Raw genomic sequence first — 18,514 nt, 5'->3', positions numbered from 1 at the left:
CATAAATATGCTTCAAAACAGGTTTTATAAATACGTTTTATAAATACGTTTTATAAATACGTTTTATAAATCGAATTTATTCAAATATGTGGAAATACATGTGAATTCAGTAAGCATAAAAGCCTATTAATTTATCATAAACATCAAGAGGTTGTTCGTATAACCAGCGTCTCGGTAGTTCTGCCCGCTTACAATGAAGCCGCCAGAATAGAAAATACGGTCTCGATAACAGCAGAGACTCTTTCAAAGATAACGGATTCTTTTGAGATCATCATAGCAGAGGATGGGAGCACGGACGGTACGGACCGGATAGCTTCAAGGCTTTCGGGACAGTACTCTTATGTCAAACACCTGCATTCCGATGAGCGACAGGGCAGAGGGAGAGCCCTGAACAGAGCTTTTAAGGCAGCCTCAGGAGAGGTGCTCTGCTATATTGACGTGGACCTTGCAACAGATATAAGTCATCTGGAAAAACTGGTCAGAGCCGTAAGTACGGATGGCTATGATTTTGCCACCGGTTCGAGAATAATGCCCGAAAGCGATGCAAAAAGACCTTTCAAGCGGGAGTTTGCAAGCAGAGGATACAACTCCCTTGTACGGCTATTTTTGCATTCAAAACTCTATGACCACCAGTGCGGTTTTAAGGCTTTCAGGAGAGGTGCTCTCTTTGAGTTGCTCGACGAAATTGAGAATCAGCACTGGTTCTGGGACACCGAATTGCTGGTAAGAGCTCAGCACCGGGGATACAGGGTTCTGGAGTTCCCTGTCTACTGGAGGCACGGAGGATCAAGCAAGGTAAATTTCGCAAAGGATATTCTTGGAATGGGGTCTGAGATTTTCCGCCTCTGGTGGGAACTCTTTTTACCGGGGTTTTTTTCAGGGAAAGGAAAAATTATTTTAACAGCCTCTCTTGCACTTATAATTCTCGCACTTGCTACAACCTTTCTGGGAGCTTCCGATGTTCTGGAAAATATCAAACAGGTGTCTCCGGGTACCCTGGCTCTTGCTTCTCTTGTTTACTGTGTTTCCTGGCCTCTCCGGGGAATCCGGTTCCAGCAGATCCTTAAAAGACTCGGCAACCATTATGGGCTTGGATTTCTTACAGGTAGTATATTCATCAGTCAGTCTGCAAATGTGATCCTTCCTGCAAGGATAGGAGACCTGAGCAGGATGTATATCCTGAAAAAAAGTAAGGACCTTGCCTTTACAACGAGCCTTTCCTCCCTGACCGTAGAAAGGGTCTTTGACATAATTGCAATTACATTCATTGCCGCACTTGCTTCTTCAGGTGTTGCTGCCAGGTTTGAACTTGCTTCCTGGATGGAGTCCCTTATTAAGTTTTCAGGGATTGCAGTTCTCCTTTTCTTTGCAGCCCTCTTTGCATTATCTTTCAGGGAAAGCCGCATGAAAAAGGGAGTTAAGGAAAAGGCTTCGGTAAGTTATTCCAGCGAACATGTTAATAAAATAAAGGAATTCGCATCCACTTTTATCCACCAGATGAGCGTAGTTGCTGTCCGGCCCGGAGCGTTTCTTGCAGTGGTTGCCTCTTCTCTTCTGATATGGGGTATGGATATCCTTACCTGCTTTCTGGTCCTGAAAGCCTTTCCGACAGCCGGGGTAGATATGTCTTCAGCATTCACCATATCTCTGATCTTCCTGGCAGTAGCCCTCGGAAACATTGCAAAAACGTTCCCTATTACTCCCGGAGCTATAGGGACATATGAGGTTGCCCTTACTGCAGTGTTCGGGCTTGGAGGAATCAGGCCGGAACTCGGGTTTACGGTCGCTGTACTTGATCACATAATAAAGAACTCGATCACATTGATTGGAGGCGGGTTCGCCCTATCGGGACTCGGGCTCAGGTGGAGAGAGGTCCTTTCAACAAGTACCGATACGCTGAAAGGGATGTGACAGCCTGAAAAGAAAAATCAGCAAAAAAGTGGCCGGTAAAATTCTTCAAGATTGAAAAAAGCGTAAAAATGTCTGAGTGGAAGAAATGTCTGAGAAAAAAATAATCGAAGTCCGGGATGCTTATTCCCTTCCGGAAGATGTGCTCGAGGCTGTTCACACGGCACTGAATGAAGACGTAGAAGAAATCGTAAGTCTGTTCAAGGTTCTTGCAGATCCGACCCGCCTGAGAATTCTTAAAGCTCTCGAAGTCCAGAGCCTCTGCGTCTGTGTCCTTGTTGAAGCTACGGACCAGAAGCACTCTGCCCTTTCTTACCACCTCAAGCTCTTAAAGGAAGCAGGGCTCGTGGATTCAAGGAGAGAACGCAGTTTCCAGATCTACGACCTTACGGAATTTGGAACCCTGCTCCTGAAGCACATTGAAAAACACTTTGAAAAAAGTTAACTGAAGGAATTGAGGGACTTTTTACCATTTAATAAGTCTGGAGACCCTCAACACTCACAATTAATACTATCTGTATGTGGATTCGTATCCCGGAAGGATAAAATTAGATTTTTTCGTTTGAGGATACCGTAGTTAGCTTTGAGAATTTCACTCCTTTAAGAGACATTATAGCTTCAGCAAGCTCTTTAATTTCTTCGCCATCCCCATCCAGAACGATTACTTCAAAACAGTTATCGTGATCCAGGTGGATGTGTACGGAGGACTTAATCAGGGGAGAGTAGTGGTGCTGGATATCTGCAAGGGCGTTTGAAAGCCCGCGCTTTGTATGGTCATATATAACAGCAACAGTCCCGACGCGATGACCTTTAATGTCGCCCATCCACTCGTAGTAAGAAATGTAACTCCTGATGGCGTCCCTTATGCCTTCCGAACGGGAAGAGTAACCTCTTTTTTCAATAATCTCATCAAATTTACTAAGAAGGGTGTCGGGCAGGGAGACCCCTATCCTCATAAGTTCTGTTTCCATCGTATCACCAAGTAATTTGCAATTTATCCGAAAGATAATACATCAAGTTATTGTAAGTATTACTATATATGTTTTATTCACTTGTCCATTAATATAAAAGAGTTGTGCTCATATGTTAATTCATCCCTCAGTATATTAATGTTTGGGAACTATAAAACTTAGCATATATGAAAGGGGTAAAGCGTCCATACAAAAATAAAAGAGACAAAAATAAATAAAAAATAAAAACAAAAGGAAAAGAATTCAAAAAAAATAAATAACCGAATCTGTTAAAAGGAGATTTGGGAGTTCAGACGAAATAACAAATAAACCAATCAAACCAATAAACTAAATAAACCAATCAAAACAAATAAATTAAAAGAAACAAGAGAATCATTGAATAGAGAATCATTGAATAGAGAATCATTGAATAGAGAGTCATTGAATAGAGAGTCATTGAATAGAGAGTCATTGAATAGAGAGTCATTGAATAGAGAGTCATTGAATAGAGAGTCATTGAATAGAGAGTCATTGAATAGAGAGTCATTGAATAGAGAGTCATTGAATAAACAGTTCTATTTTCCTTTTAACTATCGATATCAGTCATCCCCTATACTTCCAGTTAGTCATCATCCTTTTTACTTATTACACTGCTCGCTCTTTCCAGTTATCGTCTGTCCACAAGCCTCTTCGGTCTTCCCTTAATTTTGTACAGCTCAAGCCCGCGGGGATCCGTGAAGTTGAAAAGGATCTTGAAAGTACCGTCTTCATAAGCCCTGGAGAGGGGATGTTTATATTTAAGGAAAGAGTGGATGAAGTTTTCCATTATAAGGTCTCTGTCACAGGTATCGGGGTTTTCGCATTCCATACTGACCCTCAGTACGGTTTCTCCCTCATCTTCTCCGCCGTAAAGAAAAGCCTCATACTCTCCTGTCAGGTAGTCCATGTTCCCACTCTGGAATACACCCCTTTCGACATCAACGCGGTTAAAAGGAGTTCCTTCAACCCATACTGTTTCTGCCTCTCTCTGGGGGGTGAGTATTTTCATGTGAGTCCTTCCGCAGGAGCATGTTTTGCGCGTAAGGACGACAGTAGTGTCTTCAGTATCATAATTTAAGAGAAGGTTGCCCGCTTTTGCTCCAACAGGCAGAAGTGTACTCAAGATGACTCTCCCACATTCACCGTCAGGCACGAAATTCTCCAGGTGCGGGTCGTAAACATCAAGATGGACAAAATCCTCAGGAACATGCAGCCCTGTAATTTCACTGCATTCCCCACACATCGTCCCTTCCGTACTTCCGTAGGTATTATACACAGGACAACCCCAGATTTCCGAGAGATAATTTCTTGATTCATCAGCGAAGGCTTCACCTCCCACAACCAGTTTGTTAATACCTGACTGCCGGGGATCGATTCCCTCAGCATTCATTCTGCGTGCGAGGTTAAGGAGCTTGAATACGCTGCCTACTATGCCTGTCGGCCTGTAGGCTTCAATAACACGCAGAGGAAAAGTGCACTTGCCCTCAGGGATAATGCTCATACCCAGCTGCCTGGCAGCAAGGGTCATGGTGTTTGCCCCCACATTCATGCCGTAGGCAGCACAGACAACGACCCTGTCTCCAGGCCCGAAACCCTGAGACCTGAAAATCCGGGCGTATTTTTCTGCATAGCGTTCCCAGTCCTCCCAGGTAAGGAAAAAACTCTTTGGGGTCCCACTCGTGCCGCTGGTCTCATGAATGGTAAAAACATCTCCCCAGCCTACACTCCTGAACATAAAATCCTTCATATCAGGAGGCTGGTTTTCCCGGATAGTCTTTCCGGATATGATTGGAAGTTCAAGGAGGTCCTCATGGGTTTTGATATCCCCGGGACTTACTCTGTGTTTTTCAAACCATTTTCTGTAAAAAGGAGAATTTTCAGCCGCATACTTTACCGTGTATCGCACTCGTTCCTCAATGAGAGCATCGAGTTCTCCCCTCCCCATGATCTCGATTTCCGGATTAAAGTAAGGTTTTGAGCTATCCAATATAAAACACCCCTATTGGAGCCTTTCGCCATGTGAACTGCCCCGCGATAAACATCGGAGTTTTTTACCTTATGACCCGTAAAAACCTGTTATTTATTGGCTCCAAATATGAATTTGATCTTCAATTATGAAACAGTTTTGGACAGGCACACAGCCATGAATATGGGAGAGCAGTTGGAATAAATCAATAAGGATCCCGGTATATTTAAAAAGAAAAAATAAATAATTCACACATTTTTTAAATTATTTGTCCCCAAAAGGCACAAGATATACGCCATCTGCCCTTTTTTGTCCTTTTAACAGCTCGCAGTGCCTCAGGAGAGCAAACTGGTTTTCGGTTTCCCGGGGAGACATCCCAAATTTTTCTGCAATTTCTTCCTTTTTTACCCCACCCCTGGAAACAATGAATTCATAAATGGCTTTTTGCAGGTCTGTAAGACCATCAGTACCTTCAAGCCCGGCTTCTTCCCTGAAGATTTTTTTAGAACGGACTGCCCAGGGATTACATGCCTGAATTTTATGGTGACCCTCTATATAGCAATCCTCACAAAAAACCTGATCTCCTTCTTTGATACTGTCTTCTCCTGCCAGTTCACGCCCGCAGACCGCACACGCGGCAGGACAGGTTATTTCTTCTGCCATCTTTTATCCCTCCGGAGTTTCAGACATCCAGTTCATCCAGAATTTTGAGGACAACTACTGACCCGTAAGCTACGGCAGGTCCTCCAGCCATCACTATTGCAGTGCTCACAGCCTCAAGAACCTCTTCACGGGTCGCTCCAAGTCTTACAGCCTCAGGAACGTGTTTCCAGAGGCAGTACTCACAGCGCAGGGCAACTGCAATCCCTACCATCATCAGCTCTTTTGTTCTGGCGCTTAAAGCCCCGTCTTTGACGACTTCGGAATGAAGCCCCATAAGGGCGTTCATTACTTCAGGAAGTTGCCCGGCCATTGATTCCAGCCTTTCGTTCATATCGATTTTTTCTGTCAACCTCTCACCTCTGAGTACTTCAGATCGTAGATATAAATCATATGAAAAAATTTAAGAATCAAAAGGCACCATGTACATTTCTTCCCCCATTTTTCTCCACTTCAAAAGCTCACAGTGCCGCAGTATTGCAAACTGGTTCCTGGTTTCCTGTAAGGTGAGCTCGAAAAGCTTCGAGATCTTTTCGGGGGTAGCCCCCCCTTCCTCCAGGATAAAATTATAGATTTCTTTTTGCAGTTCGGTCAGTCCGTCGGATCCTTCAAACCCGTGCTGTTTTCTGAAAAGCTTTTTGGAACGCACTGCCATAGGATCTGCAAACTTTATTTTCTGGTGCCCTTCCAGATAACAGTCCTCACAGATTGCTCCTCCATTCTCTTTGATGTATTCACTTCCCGGAATTTCCTTCCCGCACCCCGGGCACGTTACAAAATAAGCTATGGACTTGTCAAGTTCCCTGTTCCCGGCTTTATTTGTCTTTATAAGGCCGTGAAACTCCAGATAGCCCACTATTTCGTAAACTGTTGACCTTGATAACCCATATCCGGCTTTTGCTTTTTTGATAACATCCCGAATATGAAAGCCCCGGTCTATATGGGCCTCTTTTATACATTCAAGAACCCATATTTCCTCTTCATTCAGCACAAGAGTCATTGAAGTTCCTTCGATCCCCATATGATCCAGAATTAGCATTTTTAATGTGAACTGCTTCAACACCTGACTTTTTCACGATCTCACTTCTTCATGAGTTCTCGAACAGCCCTTCTCAGGACAGGTGTTGTCTCTCTATACTTATGAGTTAATAGTATAAAAAATTGTCGATAACTATATATGCAGTTATGGATAGAAAAAACGTGGCATTATCAGTGGTTTAGAGAAAAAAGAATAGAAATCCTCAAATAAAGTTGAGATAAAACTCGACGAAAATCCGGGATTTACGTGTTTTATGGGAAGGGACCTGCGAGTTTTCTGAAGCTTACAGTCAGACCCTGCACTCGCACCCTCTTTCTTTCAGGATCCTGACCTGTTCCTCATAGGTATTCACAAACTCATCCTGGAAAGCGTTTCCTGTCGCAAGAGCAGGGTCAAGAGGGGTATGATGCTTATACCCCCTCCTCAGCATTTCTTCCACAAGGGCTTCATGTCTCAGGTAGAGAGCTTTTAGTTTTCCCTTCCAGCGCAGGGTCTCGGGATGGTGGGCATAAGCTTTTTTGTTATTGGTAATTATGGACCACAGGGCGTGCAATTCACGGTGTTCCCCGAGAAGATGCTGCCTGCACATATTTTCAGGAGGGATGTCCCAGATTCTCATATGATGAACTTTGAATGCATTTTAAAAAGGGCTTTCGGCAGGAAATTTTAAGCTTTTAAGCCTGAACTTAAGTCCGGGGGTTTGGTTCTTATTCCAGATTCTGATACCTATTTACTGACAGCATGTGAGAATATAGTCTATGAAACGATGGAGATTAAGATATTATGCCTTAATGGTTATTTTAGTGGCGGGAATGTATTTTTTGCTCACTCCTGTGATTGCTCATGTTCCGACCTTCGGAGAGGGAGGCAAAAGCCCTGAAACCGCAACTTCCGTAGAAAATCCTACAAAATCCAGAGTCCTTTACGGACAGCTTTCAGGCGCAGATGTTCAGTACTACAGTTTTAAGATGGAAAAAGGGGAGAGGATCGTACTTGGACTTATTGTCCCTGCCGGGAAGGAGGGCCAGATTTATACTCCGGACCTGATCCTTATGGGACCCGGGCTTGCTAACGAAGGAGAAGTGCCAGAAACCGCAGAAGTGCCTGAAGGATATGGAGCAAAGGTCTTTTCGGGAAAGATACCTGAAAGCGCAACATATGAAGGATTTACACCGAGCGCCTTTTACTCCCTTGCCCGGGCAGACCTCCAGGCCCCGGAAAGCGGCACATACTATGCAGCAGTGAGTTCTATTGAGGGGGGAGGCAATTATGGGGTTATTCTGGGATACAGGGAAATTTTTTCCCTTATCGAGTGGCTGTTAATTCCTCTGAACCAGATAAGGACCTACCGCTGGGAAGGACAGAGCCTGCCTTTTATCTTCTTCCCGCTGGGAGTAACTCTTGCAACCGGAATTCTTGCAATTTCACTTAAAAAGGAAGCTGCCGCCGGGTTCAATCCGGCGCGCTGGGCAGGGATTTTTGCAGGCCTTTTCTTTCTGGGCACAGGTTTGTCTTTTATATTCCAGATGCTGGTTTCACTGAGCAGAAGCTCGTATTCTCCCGAAGTAATCATTACTGTCTTTCTGGCTCTTGCCAGCATTGGGCTTGGAATTACAGCTCTTATTCTTAGTCTGAAGAATGAAGGATATGGCATAAAATCGACACGAAAACAGTTTTACTTTTTCGGGCTCGGGCTTGCAGGGCTTTTACTCTGGGCAGGCTGGTTCATAGGACCGATTCTGGCGTTTGAAGCGGCAGTCCTGCCCTGGAGGAGAAAAAGATGAGCTGCGAGCAGGGGCAAACAAAAGATATAAGAGAACCAGAGTAAGAATAATAATACGTTAAAAATATAACTTGTATGATAAGATTAAGTTCTATGATTTTTAAATATTTATTTAGTAACCGCATATAAGCGGCACGGACTTACCAGGGGGAAAAATATGGCAAAGACATCACTGGAATCAGGACAAATTGCACCTGATTTTTGTCTTCCTGATCAGGAAGGAAATCGGACATGCCTTGAGAACCTCAGGGGAAAATGGGTAGTCCTGTACTTTTATCCGAGGGACAACACTCCGGGCTGCAGCCTGGAAGCCAAAAATTTCAGCTGCCTGAGAAAAGATTTCGAAGCTGAAAACGCAGTTGTTCTGGGAGTCAGCAGGGATAGTGAGGAATCTCACAGGAAATTTATAGAAATAAAAGAACTTAAAATAAAACTGCTTTCCGACGAGCAGGCGGAAGTCCATGGAAAATATGATGTCCTGCACCCCAAACACTTTAGGGGCAAGGATGTCATAAGCGCTGTCCGGACAACTTTCCTTATCAACCCAGAAGGAAAAATTGTAAGGGTATGGGATAACGTTAAATCCGCAGGGCACGCCGAGAAAGTGCTTTCGGAATTGAAAAAATGGAAAGAGAAGTGAAATGAGAAGAAGTTATAATAAATATCAGTAAAATTACATGTATCAAAATTTGTTAATACGTGTAAAACCTGAGATTTAGTATAATCGAAAAATTAGATAAAAATAAAGATAAAAGAAATAAGAATAGAATTTCTAAAAAAATAACCTTATCTTAATTTTATATCCAGCCTTCCATAAAAAAATATAGCTGGTTAAGGCCCTTTCACAGTATTACACTGGAAAAGAGCTTTTCCAATCTTTTTTACTTAGTGACGTACTGGGGTCTCATGAGTCTGGTATGTTTCAGCTCTTACAGTGAAATAGACCATATAAAGCGCTGCAAGCCCAACAAGTATGTAGATAATTCTCGAAAGAGTGCTTCCTTCCCCAAAGATAGCAGTTACGAGGTTAAAATCAAAGAGTCCTACAAGCCCCCAGTTTAATCCGCCCACTATAACAAGTATAAGGGCGATCAGGTCTACAGGATTTCTTACTGCCATAAGTATCACTCCCTTTTTACTTTATATTTCGGTTTTCTATAACGGGGATAAATATAAAAATCCCTGTATTAAAATTGGGTGTACTTGTATTTATATGTGACTAATCTAAAAAAGGGGGGAATGTAATAAGCCTTTAAATTCGAATATTCTATTCAAATTTCTCAAAGATTTATTATAAAAAGCAGGGTTGGATGTTAAATATTGTATTAAAAAATAATGTATAATAAGCCTGTCCTTTCGTCGAATCCGGCGGGCGGGTTTTTCACCTCCCGCCCAGGTTAAATAATCCCTTCATGAAAGCCTATGGGTGAGTGTCAGAGAGCACCAAATATACCAGATATTAAATAGATAGAGATCACATAAAAAATTAAGTTTATAAATATTTTACCAGCTTTGTAGTCAGAATTAGCTTGAGATTCATTTTCATATAGTTCAACATATAATCTGTAAGCTATTGATTTTCGGTTCCAATTATCAATAAACACACAAAATGCTCCTACTAACATAATAAAAAAGCTAGCTTTTGTTTCTAAATTAAAAACAGCTGGATAGCTCTTTATTATTAAGAAAGTAAGTATAATGCCGTCAAGACCTATGAAATACTTATAATAATTAGCCAAAGAAAAGTAATGCTGATTCACGCCTGTACACCGTATAAATTCGTTTTATAAAATAAAAATGGTAGGATAAATATTAACTTAATGCTTCAATGCGAATTATGTTTACCTGCTGATTGCAGGTTTAAAGGCCAGTCTATCTAAAGAAATAAATCAATTTTAATCCCAGTTTATGGTAGCAGGCGAAACACTACAATTATCGGGGAAAAACGCAAATTGAAGCTTTAATATGCCTGTATGCATATCGGTAAAAGTTAAAATCATAGTATACAACATAAATAAAAAACTGGAAGAAGTTATATAGATAAAATTGAGGATTTCTACAGAGCTGAATATTTTGCAATATATGATTTAACGTCGAATTTCCTTTTACAGCCCTCATAACTCATATATCTGATTTTTCCTATTACTTCTCTCTCCTTCCAGGCCCGGTCATGGACTCCCCCGATGCTCCAGGCAATTCCAGCATAGCCATTGGGGTCTCTTCCGTCCAGTTCATATCTGTCATTCAGGCAGATTGCAATTTCAAGGGCTTTTTCGGGAGATTCGCTCCATTCCAGAATTTTTTTTGCCCAGTACATGCGCATGTAACCATGCATTTTTCCGGTACGGAGAAGTTCCATCTGGCTTGCGTTCCAGAGGGGATCATGCGTCTTCCCGGCTTCGAATTCTTCCGGAGTGTAGAGGTATTTCCTCCTATCCTGCCTGTGCGCATTCAGGGATTCCTTTGCCCAGTTAGGAAAACTTTCAAAGCTTTCATACCTGGGATTGTAATAGCAAAAATTGTCCGCAATCTCTTTCCAGATAAGAAGCTCATCCAGGAAGGCTTTCTTAGACTCTGGGTCTGTTTTTGCCTTTTCAACCTCAAGTGCAACTCTCTGAGCCGAAATCTGTCCGAAGTGCAGGTAAGGGGAGAGTCCCGATACCCCATTCCTTGTTGGATCATTCCTCAGGGCATTGTAAGAGTCAAGCCTCTCTGCAAGAAAACTCTCCATTACCTTTCTTGCAGCTTTTTCCCCGGGCTTGAAATGCTCAGGCTCAAAGAGGGAATCATTATCTTTGCCAGAGAGTTTCCAGGGGAGAAGAGCTTTAATTCCGGTTTCCTGTATGTTGGATAAAATTTCCTGCATACCGATGCCGGATGAAATTTCAGAATATTCGGAGTTCGGCTCAAGTTCTGGAAATTCCTCCAGAAACTCAGAGAGGTGCCCATAGAGTTTAGGGCGAAAAGTATGTGCAGCATACTCCTGTTTTGGAGAAGCTTCCCAGCATGGGACAACATTGTGGGCATCGACCTCAAAAAATGGAATTTTGATAGCAGAAATAATTTTTTCAATCCACTCAGCCTTTACACGAAGTGGGCTGAAATCAGTAACAAGAGTCCCTGCTCCGCATTTATTTACAAAATGAGGAATTCTTTGCCCGGGGTCTCCTTCCAGGAAGAAGAAGGGAATCTTTTTCCGGGAAAGGGCAACCTCAAGTTCCTGCAGCCCTTTGAGCATGAATTCATAATGCCTTCTTCCAGCCCCCAAAAACTCTTCTGTCAGGCAGAAAACCACGGCTACCGGTACATCAGCCTCCTGTGCTATTGCCCGGGAAAACAGTAGAGCCCAGTTGTCTTCAACCCTCTGGTCACGGCTCATCCAGTAAACAACAGGCCCTTCCCCTGATTTCCCCGGTTTAAGAGTCCTGATGCGTTTAGGGTTCATACCCAGTTTTGGAGTTCCGGGATATATAGAACTAACATCCAAATAATAAAAATGGAAATTGCGTTTAAAAAGAAGTTCCGGTTTTAAAAAAGATTAAAACTCAAAGACCTGCCCGTCATACCCCAGGGGCAAAAACATCGATTCGATATGGTGCGGGCGGTAGAGATGGCTGAGGTGGGTCAGGACCACTTCTTTTGCATTGAGTTTTTGTGCAAGTGCCAGAGCTTCTTCCGAGTTCATGTGTTTCTTGATATGGATTTGCGGAGGAACTATAGCATCTGCAATAAGAAGATCCGGCTCCTTCATAAACTCCAGGCTTTTTTCAGGAATCTCCGGGTTCGTATCACTGGTGACCACAACCCTGGTATTCCCCTCCTGGATAACAACGCCTGCAGGGGTTTCTACCGGAGGGTGGGAAACCTTAAAAAGGGTGAACTGAAGCCCGATTAATTCGAAGGGTTCATAGAAATTTACGTAGTGGTACCTGGGTTTCAGGAAAGAAACGTACTGGTCTATGTAGTCCAGAGTTTCTCTAACTCCATAGACAGCAACTTTATTTTGGACCCGATAAAACTCCCCGAAACCTGCGTAGTGGTCGTAGTGACCATGTGTCCAGATTACCCCGTCTATGCCCGAAAGCTTTTGCTTGAGAAACTGCTGCCTGAGATCAGGACTGGTATCAATAAGAATTTTACCCTGATCAGACTCCACAAGGATAGAAAAACGAAGGCGTTGGCTTTTTCCACCTTCAAGGGCATCAGTGCATGCCGGGCAGTTACAGCCGATTTTAGGAGTCCCAACAGCATCACCGGTCCCGAGCAGAGTTAGTTTCATGAAGAACTCTTCCCTTTATATTCATCGGATTTGAGATTTGCCCTTTCATCAAAGGACTTTACTGCTTCCAGCAGGTCCTGCTGGGTAAGTACCTTGCGTTCTTCCAGAAGAGCACTCAGGACAGCTTCCCTGATAACCATGCGCAGGTCAGAACCCGAATAATTCTCTGTCAGTGACGCAATCTCTCCGGTATCAAAGTCTCCCTCTATGTGCCGGGTCACAATGTCCAGGATATTTTTACGCATACCAAGGTCAGGCAGAGGGAAATGGACGATTTCGTCAAAACGCCTCCACGCTGCACTGTCAAGCATCCGAGGGTGGTTTGTTGCAGCAATCAGAAGGACTCCATGCTCTACCAGGCTGATTTCATCTATAGCTTTCAGGAGAGTATTGACCGCCCTCTTGATTGCAGCATTTTCGTCTGAAGTCCTGGCTTTTGCAACAAAGTCCAGCTCGTCTATGAAAAGGATGCAGGGATTCAGCTTTTTTGCAAGCAGGAAAACACGATCTATGTTTTTTGCAGTCTCGCCAAGGTACTGATCCGTAATCATTGAGAGTTTGACCTCAACAAAGGGAATGGAGAGCTGTTCTGAAAGTGCACGGGCAACTGAGGTTTTTCCGGTGCCCGGAGGCCCGACAAACAGGAGTTTTCCAATATCATGCAGCCCTATCTCCCGCAGGTATTCCCTGTGCTTGATGGCTTTCATAATTTTTTCAATTTCGTCTTCCTGTTCTTCGGTGAGCACAAGGTCCTTGACTTTCTGTTTGACGTCTTCAGGAGCGATAATGACAACGAGCTTGAGCATTTCTTCGCTCTTGTCTTCTTTCCTGATTTCAGCTATCAGAGATTCGATCCATTCCCTGTCGACTTCCTTTGGCCTGATCTTTGCTTTTGCAGCTGCATAGTTTGCAACTTCATCCTTCCTGATTTCTCCAAAATAATAAGCAAGGACTGGATTGTTATCTATTCTCTCCAGAGATCCTTCCTGTTTTTCAAGCCATTCCGCGGCAAGTTCAAATGCGCTCAGGCGGAGTTCAAAGTGAGCCCTGTCAATGGATATGAAAGGTACATTCCGTACACTTTTTTCGATATCTTTGATCCCATATAGTTTTTCGATCCTGACAAATGAAGCTATAATGGGTTTGGGAACCGTTTTTTCTGTGCTGTTCCAGTAACTTTTCCGGATATTTTTGGGAAGGTCATTTACATCCAGTTCTGGATAGCGGTTATAGATCTCTGCGGTCAGCAGTAGCTCTACTATGTCTAGTATAATTCCTGACATGTTTTTTTATCCGTTGCATATTGAGATGGGTCTTTAATTAGGTGGTGGGCGCTCAAGTGATGTAAGTTCTTAATTCTTTGAGTAAGTCGTTAAAACTATTAATTGATTTTCTTCAATGATATAATTTACGAAGCAGGAGACAGACTCTGCGGAAGGACAGAAAACCGGCAGGAGATGATAACTTTATCTAGCAGAAAGACTTTATCATTTACTCCGTCTCTTCATGAAACCGAGAGTATATTTCAGGAAAAAATCTCTGCAAATCTGCAACCATCTCGAGTTTCAGGGAGTATCTTTGTGAGTTCAGGAAGTGATTCAATCACTACCATAAGGCATCCAGTTCCGGTACATATTCCATATCCGCTTCTGAAATGCTCAAAGCGTTATTAAAGAGCTCATATATTAAAGTTACTGTTATTCCGGGATAATTTTTCCGGAAAATCTCTCTATCTAAGGAAATCAAAAATTATCCCTAGAGAGGACCACTGCATGAAAAGAGAACAACTCTATTCAGGGAAAGCAAAGACTATCTATGCGACAGATAATCCCGACACCTTTATCGCCGAATTCCGAAACAGCCTGACCGCGTTCAACGGAGAAAAGAAAGGCGAGATGGAAAGGAAGGGTTACTACAATGCCCAGATCTCAAAAAAGATATTTGAGATGCTGGAAGCCAGCGGGATGAAAACACATTTTGTCAGCATGCTTTCTGACATCGATATGCTTGTAAAGAAAGTAGAAATCATAAAGATCGAGGTTATTGTTAGAAACATTGCCGCGGGTTCTATTACAAAGAAATACCCTCTGAAAGAAGGTACTATTTTCGAGTTCCCGGTTATCGTTTTTGATTTCAAAAGCGACGAGTACGGAGATCCAATGCTGAATGATGACATCGCTGTTGCGCTTGGTGTTGCAACACGCGAAGAACTTGCTGCACTCCGGAAGCTTGCGCTCAGGATCAACGAGCTGCTTGTGCCCTACCTTGACGAGAAAGGAATCCTGCTTCCCGACTTCAAGCTTGAGTTTGGAAGAAGGGACGGGGAAATAATCCTTGCCGATGAAATTTCCTGCGACACCTGCCGTTTCTGGGATAAGAAAACCGGCCAGTCCATGGACAAAGATGTCTTCAGATTTGACAAAGGCGACATTTCCAAAGCTTATGAAGAAGTTGCCCGGCGCATTGTGCCCGAGATCTTTTAATAAGCCTGGGAAAGATTGAAGGTTTGAAGAAGCCTGAAAAGGCTTTCAAATCCTTCTTTTGGAATATTACTTTTGGAATATTACTTTTGGCTTTGTGGACCTATCCACACTTAATTTTATTTTACAACACATTAATTTTACAACACATTGCGAATTTTTTAAATTACAAATTATTCAGGAAACCCTGTCCCTGAGGTTTTTGCATATTTTTCAAGCTCTTTGCGACAAAGAAATAAAAACGAAAAACATTATAAGGTGAGATTATCCACCTGTAATCGGAAATATACATCCTGGTGGAGTCCCTTACGGCTTCCGAATGATTAGAATATTCTTTTTTTAACTTAATCATGTTTTTAAAAAGAAATCAAGCGTGGTCTGGAACCGGAAGTCAGAAAGCATCTTTGCCTGCGGCATCCACTCTGATTTTGGGGTTTTTACCCTTTCCGCAAGGTCCGAAACTGCCGCTTCCAGGGAATCAAAGGTTTTAGGAGGATTTTGAAGAGCTTTTCTCATGCCCTCCCTGACCACCCAGACCCCGAGAGGAGCCCAGTAATCAGGAGTTATTTCCCTCAGCACAAAGACCGCAGCCTGTCTTTTGATTTCAGTCAGGTACTCAAGCACAGGAAGCCTTGATGCATAATAACCCCCTGCAAGAGGAGAATAGCCTTTTTTTCCGTCAAGGCTTTCGCTGTCCTCTCCTATCCAGCTTGATTCCCCGGACCAGACTGTTTTTGGGAGCCAGATTTCAATCAGTTCGAAAGAATAAGCCCGCGGAAGGATGAGGACCTCAAAATGGTTTCCGAAATGTGTTCCGCTGAAAAGCTTAATGTCAGAAACCCACGGAAAGTCCCTTATGCGGTCTGCAAGTTCCTTTCCTGCCATATCGTCCACAGCTGTGATAGACCAGCGGGTAGGCACTATTTTACGTTCTTTCCCGAGCAGGCCTATCGAAAAAAGGCGCGTGATATGTTCAGTAGAAACATCACTGTTTAAAAGTTCGGTAACAGCGTCTTTTGCAAGGGCATCGGTATCATAGACCAGGTAGTCCACTTTTTTAGGGACATCCGGGTTTTCGGCAAGCTCAAAGTTTTTCATAAGCCCGGAAGGGCCCATAGGCGTAAGGACTGCATCGAACTTGAGTTCCTGTTTTGGGGCTTTAAAAAACCAGGCTTCAGTATCTACTGGCTTACTGGAAAGCGCCAGTTCCTGAGCCTTCACCAGAAGAGGATTTTCTTTGCTCCGTGCATCTTTTATATGCAGGCTCGTGTTTGCCCTGACCATACGGGAGCGCATGGAGATGATATCTTCGATCTGCATGTTTCCCCAGGCTGAAGGGTCTTCGAAAAGCAAAGCTTCGTTTTCCGTTGCTAAGGGAGGGATCAGGGGGCCCGCCGAAACCCTGGGGTAACCGTGGCTTCCGACAAAAAGAGCCGGGGGAGAAGCTCCAAATACAGAATCTCCTGAGATTACAGGTGAAATTGATTGCAAGGATTTAAATTTTTCAAGAATTGGGCAGCGGGGGCGCCCACAAAGTCCTTTTCCCTTGCACTTGATACACAGTGGGTCTTTCACCTTTAATTCATATCCTTACAGATGATGCAGGCTTTAGCTTCAGGAACAGTCCTGTACAGCCAGCCAGATTTTTGAACAAAACAGCATATGCTACACATACCCTCTACCTTCTCCTGAGAGGATAAACCACCATTTAAGAGCACCGATGCAAATTTACGGATTTCTTTCTGGGTCTCTTCAGAAAAATCAACTTCTGCCCCGCGTTTTTCGCTCACGTACTGGGATACCGCAGCTCTTGAAAGCTCAAGGATATCTGCTACATCCTGCTGCGTGCATCCATGCTCGAAAATCATTGCCCTTGAAAGTTCAGCCCTGATTGCAGGCAAAACTTTCTGTACCATAATTTCGCATGTTGTTTTCATTGGAGACCAACACTTGCACAGATCAAATTAAACAATTGGTTTTCAATATATGTAATACGAATTTTTAAAATATACAACAACGCACTTTTTGTATAGTTTTCCGAGCAGGAACTCATGTTCCTTTCAATGCCCCGAGAAGAAAGCACAGGCTATCGAAAAACTGGCAAAAAGATACGTACAATCCCGAACCTATAAACTGACATTCCGGTTCTCAGGTTCGGTTGTTCCGTTGGGGGACGGATTCAGAGTTTAATTCTTAATTTGTTCAGCAGAGAAACCCTTTTCCATGAGGACTTCTTTCATGCGGGTCAGGTGGTTGCCCTGGAGTTCTACAGTGTTTCCTTTTACTGTACCGCCGCATGCAAATTTAGATTTAAGATAGGTAGATAGTTCATGAAGGTCAATTTCACTTGCATCGAAACCTTCTACAACAGTGACTTCTTTCCCATATCTCCTTCTGTTTACTTTCACAGTAATTCTCTGTTGCTCTTTAGCAACCTCTTCGCAGATGCAAAGTTCTTTAGGAAGCCCGCATACCGGGCACATTCCGCTGCTCATTTGTTGGTATGTCCTCCAAATTTGTAATCATTGTATATGTAATTTACATCCGAAAATAACTGATTAGATATAAAGTACTTATCAATGATGATATTAAAGCCTAATGGTGTTTTTAAGGCACTTTATACTGAATTTCGGTCATAAACAAAAATTCTCAATTATATAAAAAGCCAACCAGAGCTTTGTATTTTTTTTATTATTTGTATTTTAAGTAAATAATCTCATCGAGACATAATAAATCTCACAGTCTGGAATAAATTCTGGAATTAATAGAATTAACATGTTTGCATGAAAAATGGGGGCAGTATACGAAAAAATCTAAAAATTCGGGCGCATGTAGCTTCACGAAACAGAAACTCCGGAAAACCGGATTCGTACCTTGAAGAATAAAACCCCGAAAATTTGTGTTTTTGCCTGAAAAAGCATTTTTCAGCCAGCAAAAAGCTAAATATATCTTGAACCCCATCTTTTTATGTTACATATATAACCACACATTTATGTACTTAAGATATATAAATGTGCCGATATAATAATGCCAGGGAAATCCAACATATCCGGGAGGTACCCTATGAATGAGTTAATAGGTTTTGTGAACGGAAACAACGTAAGGCAAAAAGTACTCTCTCTGCTCGCCTCAAAAGGGGAAATGGAAGGAAAACGTATCGCTAAAACACTTCGGGTAGTATATCCTACCATAGCAAAGACCCTCGAGGAACTGGACGAAAAAGAGCTGATCGCAAAAAAAGAAGAGGTTTACTTCCTGACCGAAACCGGAATTAAGGTAGAAAAAATGGTTCAGCAAATCTAATATCTTACTGATTTTACCAAATCAAATTTAATTTTTTTAGTTCCGAACCATTTTAATCTCCTCTGTATCTGTTCGGAAACTTTACCATTTTTTTGTAATATTTTAGA

At 42.7% G+C, this 18,514-nt stretch carries 20 protein-coding genes; 6 read left to right on the top strand and 14 right to left on the bottom strand.

Annotated features, from left to right (window positions below):
• Positions 1-129 precede the first annotated feature (129 nt).
• Both EO98_RS15310 and EO98_RS15305 read left to right on the top strand, forming a co-directional pair.
• A complete protein-coding gene (locus EO98_RS15310) occupies positions 130-1,911 on the top strand; it encodes a flippase-like domain-containing protein (protein ID WP_327037299.1) in 1,782 nt (593 codons plus the stop codon).
• A gap of 85 nt (positions 1,912-1,996) precedes the next feature.
• Positions 1,997-2,353: a helix-turn-helix transcriptional regulator gene (locus EO98_RS15305; protein ID WP_048134160.1), complete on the top strand. Its 357-nt coding sequence runs from the start codon at positions 1,997-1,999 to the stop codon at positions 2,351-2,353.
• A 103-nt stretch (positions 2,354-2,456) separates the two neighbouring features.
• Here the strand turns inward: EO98_RS15305 and nikR are convergent, their stop codons facing one another.
• The 6 genes from nikR to EO98_RS15275 form a co-directional block, all read right to left on the bottom strand.
• Positions 2,457-2,879 carry a nickel-responsive transcriptional regulator NikR gene (nikR, locus tag EO98_RS15300; RefSeq protein ID WP_048134162.1) on the bottom strand — a complete coding sequence of 141 codons (423 nt, stop codon included), beginning with the start codon at positions 2,877-2,879 and terminating at the stop codon, positions 2,457-2,459.
• A 646-nt stretch (positions 2,880-3,525) separates the two neighbouring features.
• The gene (gene ftsA, locus EO98_RS15295; RefSeq protein ID WP_082098642.1) at positions 3,526-4,884 is read right to left on the bottom strand and encodes a coenzyme F390 synthetase; all 1,359 of its coding nucleotides are present in this window, start codon (positions 4,882-4,884) and stop codon (positions 3,526-3,528) included.
• 243 nt (positions 4,885-5,127) lie between these two features.
• Positions 5,128-5,526, bottom strand: a complete 399-nt coding sequence (locus EO98_RS15290; RefSeq protein WP_048142104.1) for a hypothetical protein — start codon at positions 5,524-5,526, stop codon at positions 5,128-5,130.
• Between the two features lie 19 nt (positions 5,527-5,545).
• Positions 5,546-5,875, bottom strand: coding sequence for a carboxymuconolactone decarboxylase family protein (locus tag EO98_RS15285; protein ID WP_048142102.1), 330 nt, complete (start codon positions 5,873-5,875; stop codon positions 5,546-5,548).
• A gap of 51 nt (positions 5,876-5,926) precedes the next feature.
• A complete protein-coding gene (locus EO98_RS15280) occupies positions 5,927-6,523 on the bottom strand; it encodes a hypothetical protein (RefSeq protein WP_048142500.1) in 597 nt (198 codons plus the stop codon).
• A 328-nt stretch (positions 6,524-6,851) separates the two neighbouring features.
• Positions 6,852-7,181, bottom strand: coding sequence for a pyrimidine dimer DNA glycosylase/endonuclease V (locus EO98_RS15275; RefSeq protein WP_048142101.1), 330 nt, complete (start codon positions 7,179-7,181; stop codon positions 6,852-6,854).
• Between the two features lie 139 nt (positions 7,182-7,320).
• Between EO98_RS15275 and EO98_RS15270 the strand changes: the two genes are divergently transcribed.
• Entirely contained in the window at positions 7,321-8,346 is a 1,026-nt protein-coding gene (locus EO98_RS15270) for a hypothetical protein (protein WP_048142099.1), read from the top strand.
• A 156-nt stretch (positions 8,347-8,502) separates the two neighbouring features.
• Positions 8,503-8,985 carry a peroxiredoxin gene (locus EO98_RS15265; RefSeq protein ID WP_048142093.1) on the top strand — a complete coding sequence of 161 codons (483 nt, stop codon included), beginning with the start codon at positions 8,503-8,505 and terminating at the stop codon, positions 8,983-8,985.
• A 245-nt stretch (positions 8,986-9,230) separates the two neighbouring features.
• Here EO98_RS15265 and EO98_RS15260 read toward each other — a convergent pair whose 3' ends face one another.
• The 5 genes from EO98_RS15260 to EO98_RS15240 form a co-directional block, all read right to left on the bottom strand.
• Positions 9,231-9,464 carry a DUF378 domain-containing protein gene (locus tag EO98_RS15260; protein ID WP_048142091.1) on the bottom strand — a complete coding sequence of 78 codons (234 nt, stop codon included), beginning with the start codon at positions 9,462-9,464 and terminating at the stop codon, positions 9,231-9,233.
• A 314-nt stretch (positions 9,465-9,778) separates the two neighbouring features.
• Positions 9,779-10,105 carry a hypothetical protein gene (locus tag EO98_RS15255; RefSeq protein ID WP_048142089.1) on the bottom strand — a complete coding sequence of 109 codons (327 nt, stop codon included), beginning with the start codon at positions 10,103-10,105 and terminating at the stop codon, positions 9,779-9,781.
• Between the two features lie 296 nt (positions 10,106-10,401).
• Positions 10,402-11,832 (bottom strand): deoxyribodipyrimidine photo-lyase, encoded by a 1,431-nt coding sequence (locus EO98_RS15250; RefSeq protein WP_235283755.1) that lies wholly within the window; start codon positions 11,830-11,832, stop codon positions 10,402-10,404.
• Positions 11,833-11,883: 51 nt separating this feature from the next.
• Positions 11,884-12,624: an MBL fold metallo-hydrolase gene (locus EO98_RS15245; protein WP_048142087.1), complete on the bottom strand. Its 741-nt coding sequence runs from the start codon at positions 12,622-12,624 to the stop codon at positions 11,884-11,886.
• Positions 12,621-13,907, bottom strand: a complete 1,287-nt coding sequence (locus tag EO98_RS15240; RefSeq protein ID WP_048142086.1) for an ATP-binding protein — start codon at positions 13,905-13,907, stop codon at positions 12,621-12,623. Before EO98_RS15240 ends, EO98_RS15245 begins: the two co-directional genes overlap by 4 nt.
• A 489-nt stretch (positions 13,908-14,396) precedes the next feature.
• Here EO98_RS15240 and purC point away from each other — a divergent pair, with 489 nt between their 5' ends.
• On the top strand, positions 14,397-15,107 hold the full coding sequence (purC, locus tag EO98_RS15235) for a phosphoribosylaminoimidazolesuccinocarboxamide synthase (protein ID WP_048134190.1): 711 nt from the start codon (positions 14,397-14,399) through the stop codon (positions 15,105-15,107).
• A gap of 345 nt (positions 15,108-15,452) precedes the next feature.
• Here purC and EO98_RS15230 read toward each other — a convergent pair whose 3' ends face one another.
• From EO98_RS15230 to yciH, 3 genes are all read right to left on the bottom strand, one after another.
• Positions 15,453-16,679, bottom strand: a complete 1,227-nt coding sequence (locus EO98_RS15230; protein ID WP_048142085.1) for an Nre family DNA repair protein — start codon at positions 16,677-16,679, stop codon at positions 15,453-15,455.
• 2 nt (positions 16,680-16,681) lie between these two features.
• A complete protein-coding gene (locus EO98_RS15225) occupies positions 16,682-17,041 on the bottom strand; it encodes a transcriptional regulator (RefSeq protein ID WP_048142084.1) in 360 nt (119 codons plus the stop codon).
• Between the two features lie 249 nt (positions 17,042-17,290).
• Positions 17,291-17,599, bottom strand: coding sequence for a stress response translation initiation inhibitor YciH (yciH, locus tag EO98_RS15220; RefSeq protein ID WP_011032808.1), 309 nt, complete (start codon positions 17,597-17,599; stop codon positions 17,291-17,293).
• A gap of 568 nt (positions 17,600-18,167) precedes the next feature.
• On the opposite strand from yciH, the gene EO98_RS15215 reads away from it, so the two are divergent.
• Entirely contained in the window at positions 18,168-18,407 is a 240-nt protein-coding gene (locus tag EO98_RS15215; RefSeq protein WP_048132080.1) for a transcriptional regulator, read from the top strand.
• The last annotated feature ends 107 nt before the right edge of the window (positions 18,408-18,514 follow it).

The organism is Methanosarcina sp. 2.H.T.1A.6 (genome assembly GCF_000979455.1).
Taxonomy (GTDB): Archaea; Halobacteriota; Methanosarcinia; order Methanosarcinales; family Methanosarcinaceae; genus Methanosarcina.
The sequence above is the reverse complement of the archived record's forward strand: the minus strand, read 5'-3'. Positions and strand labels throughout refer to the sequence as shown.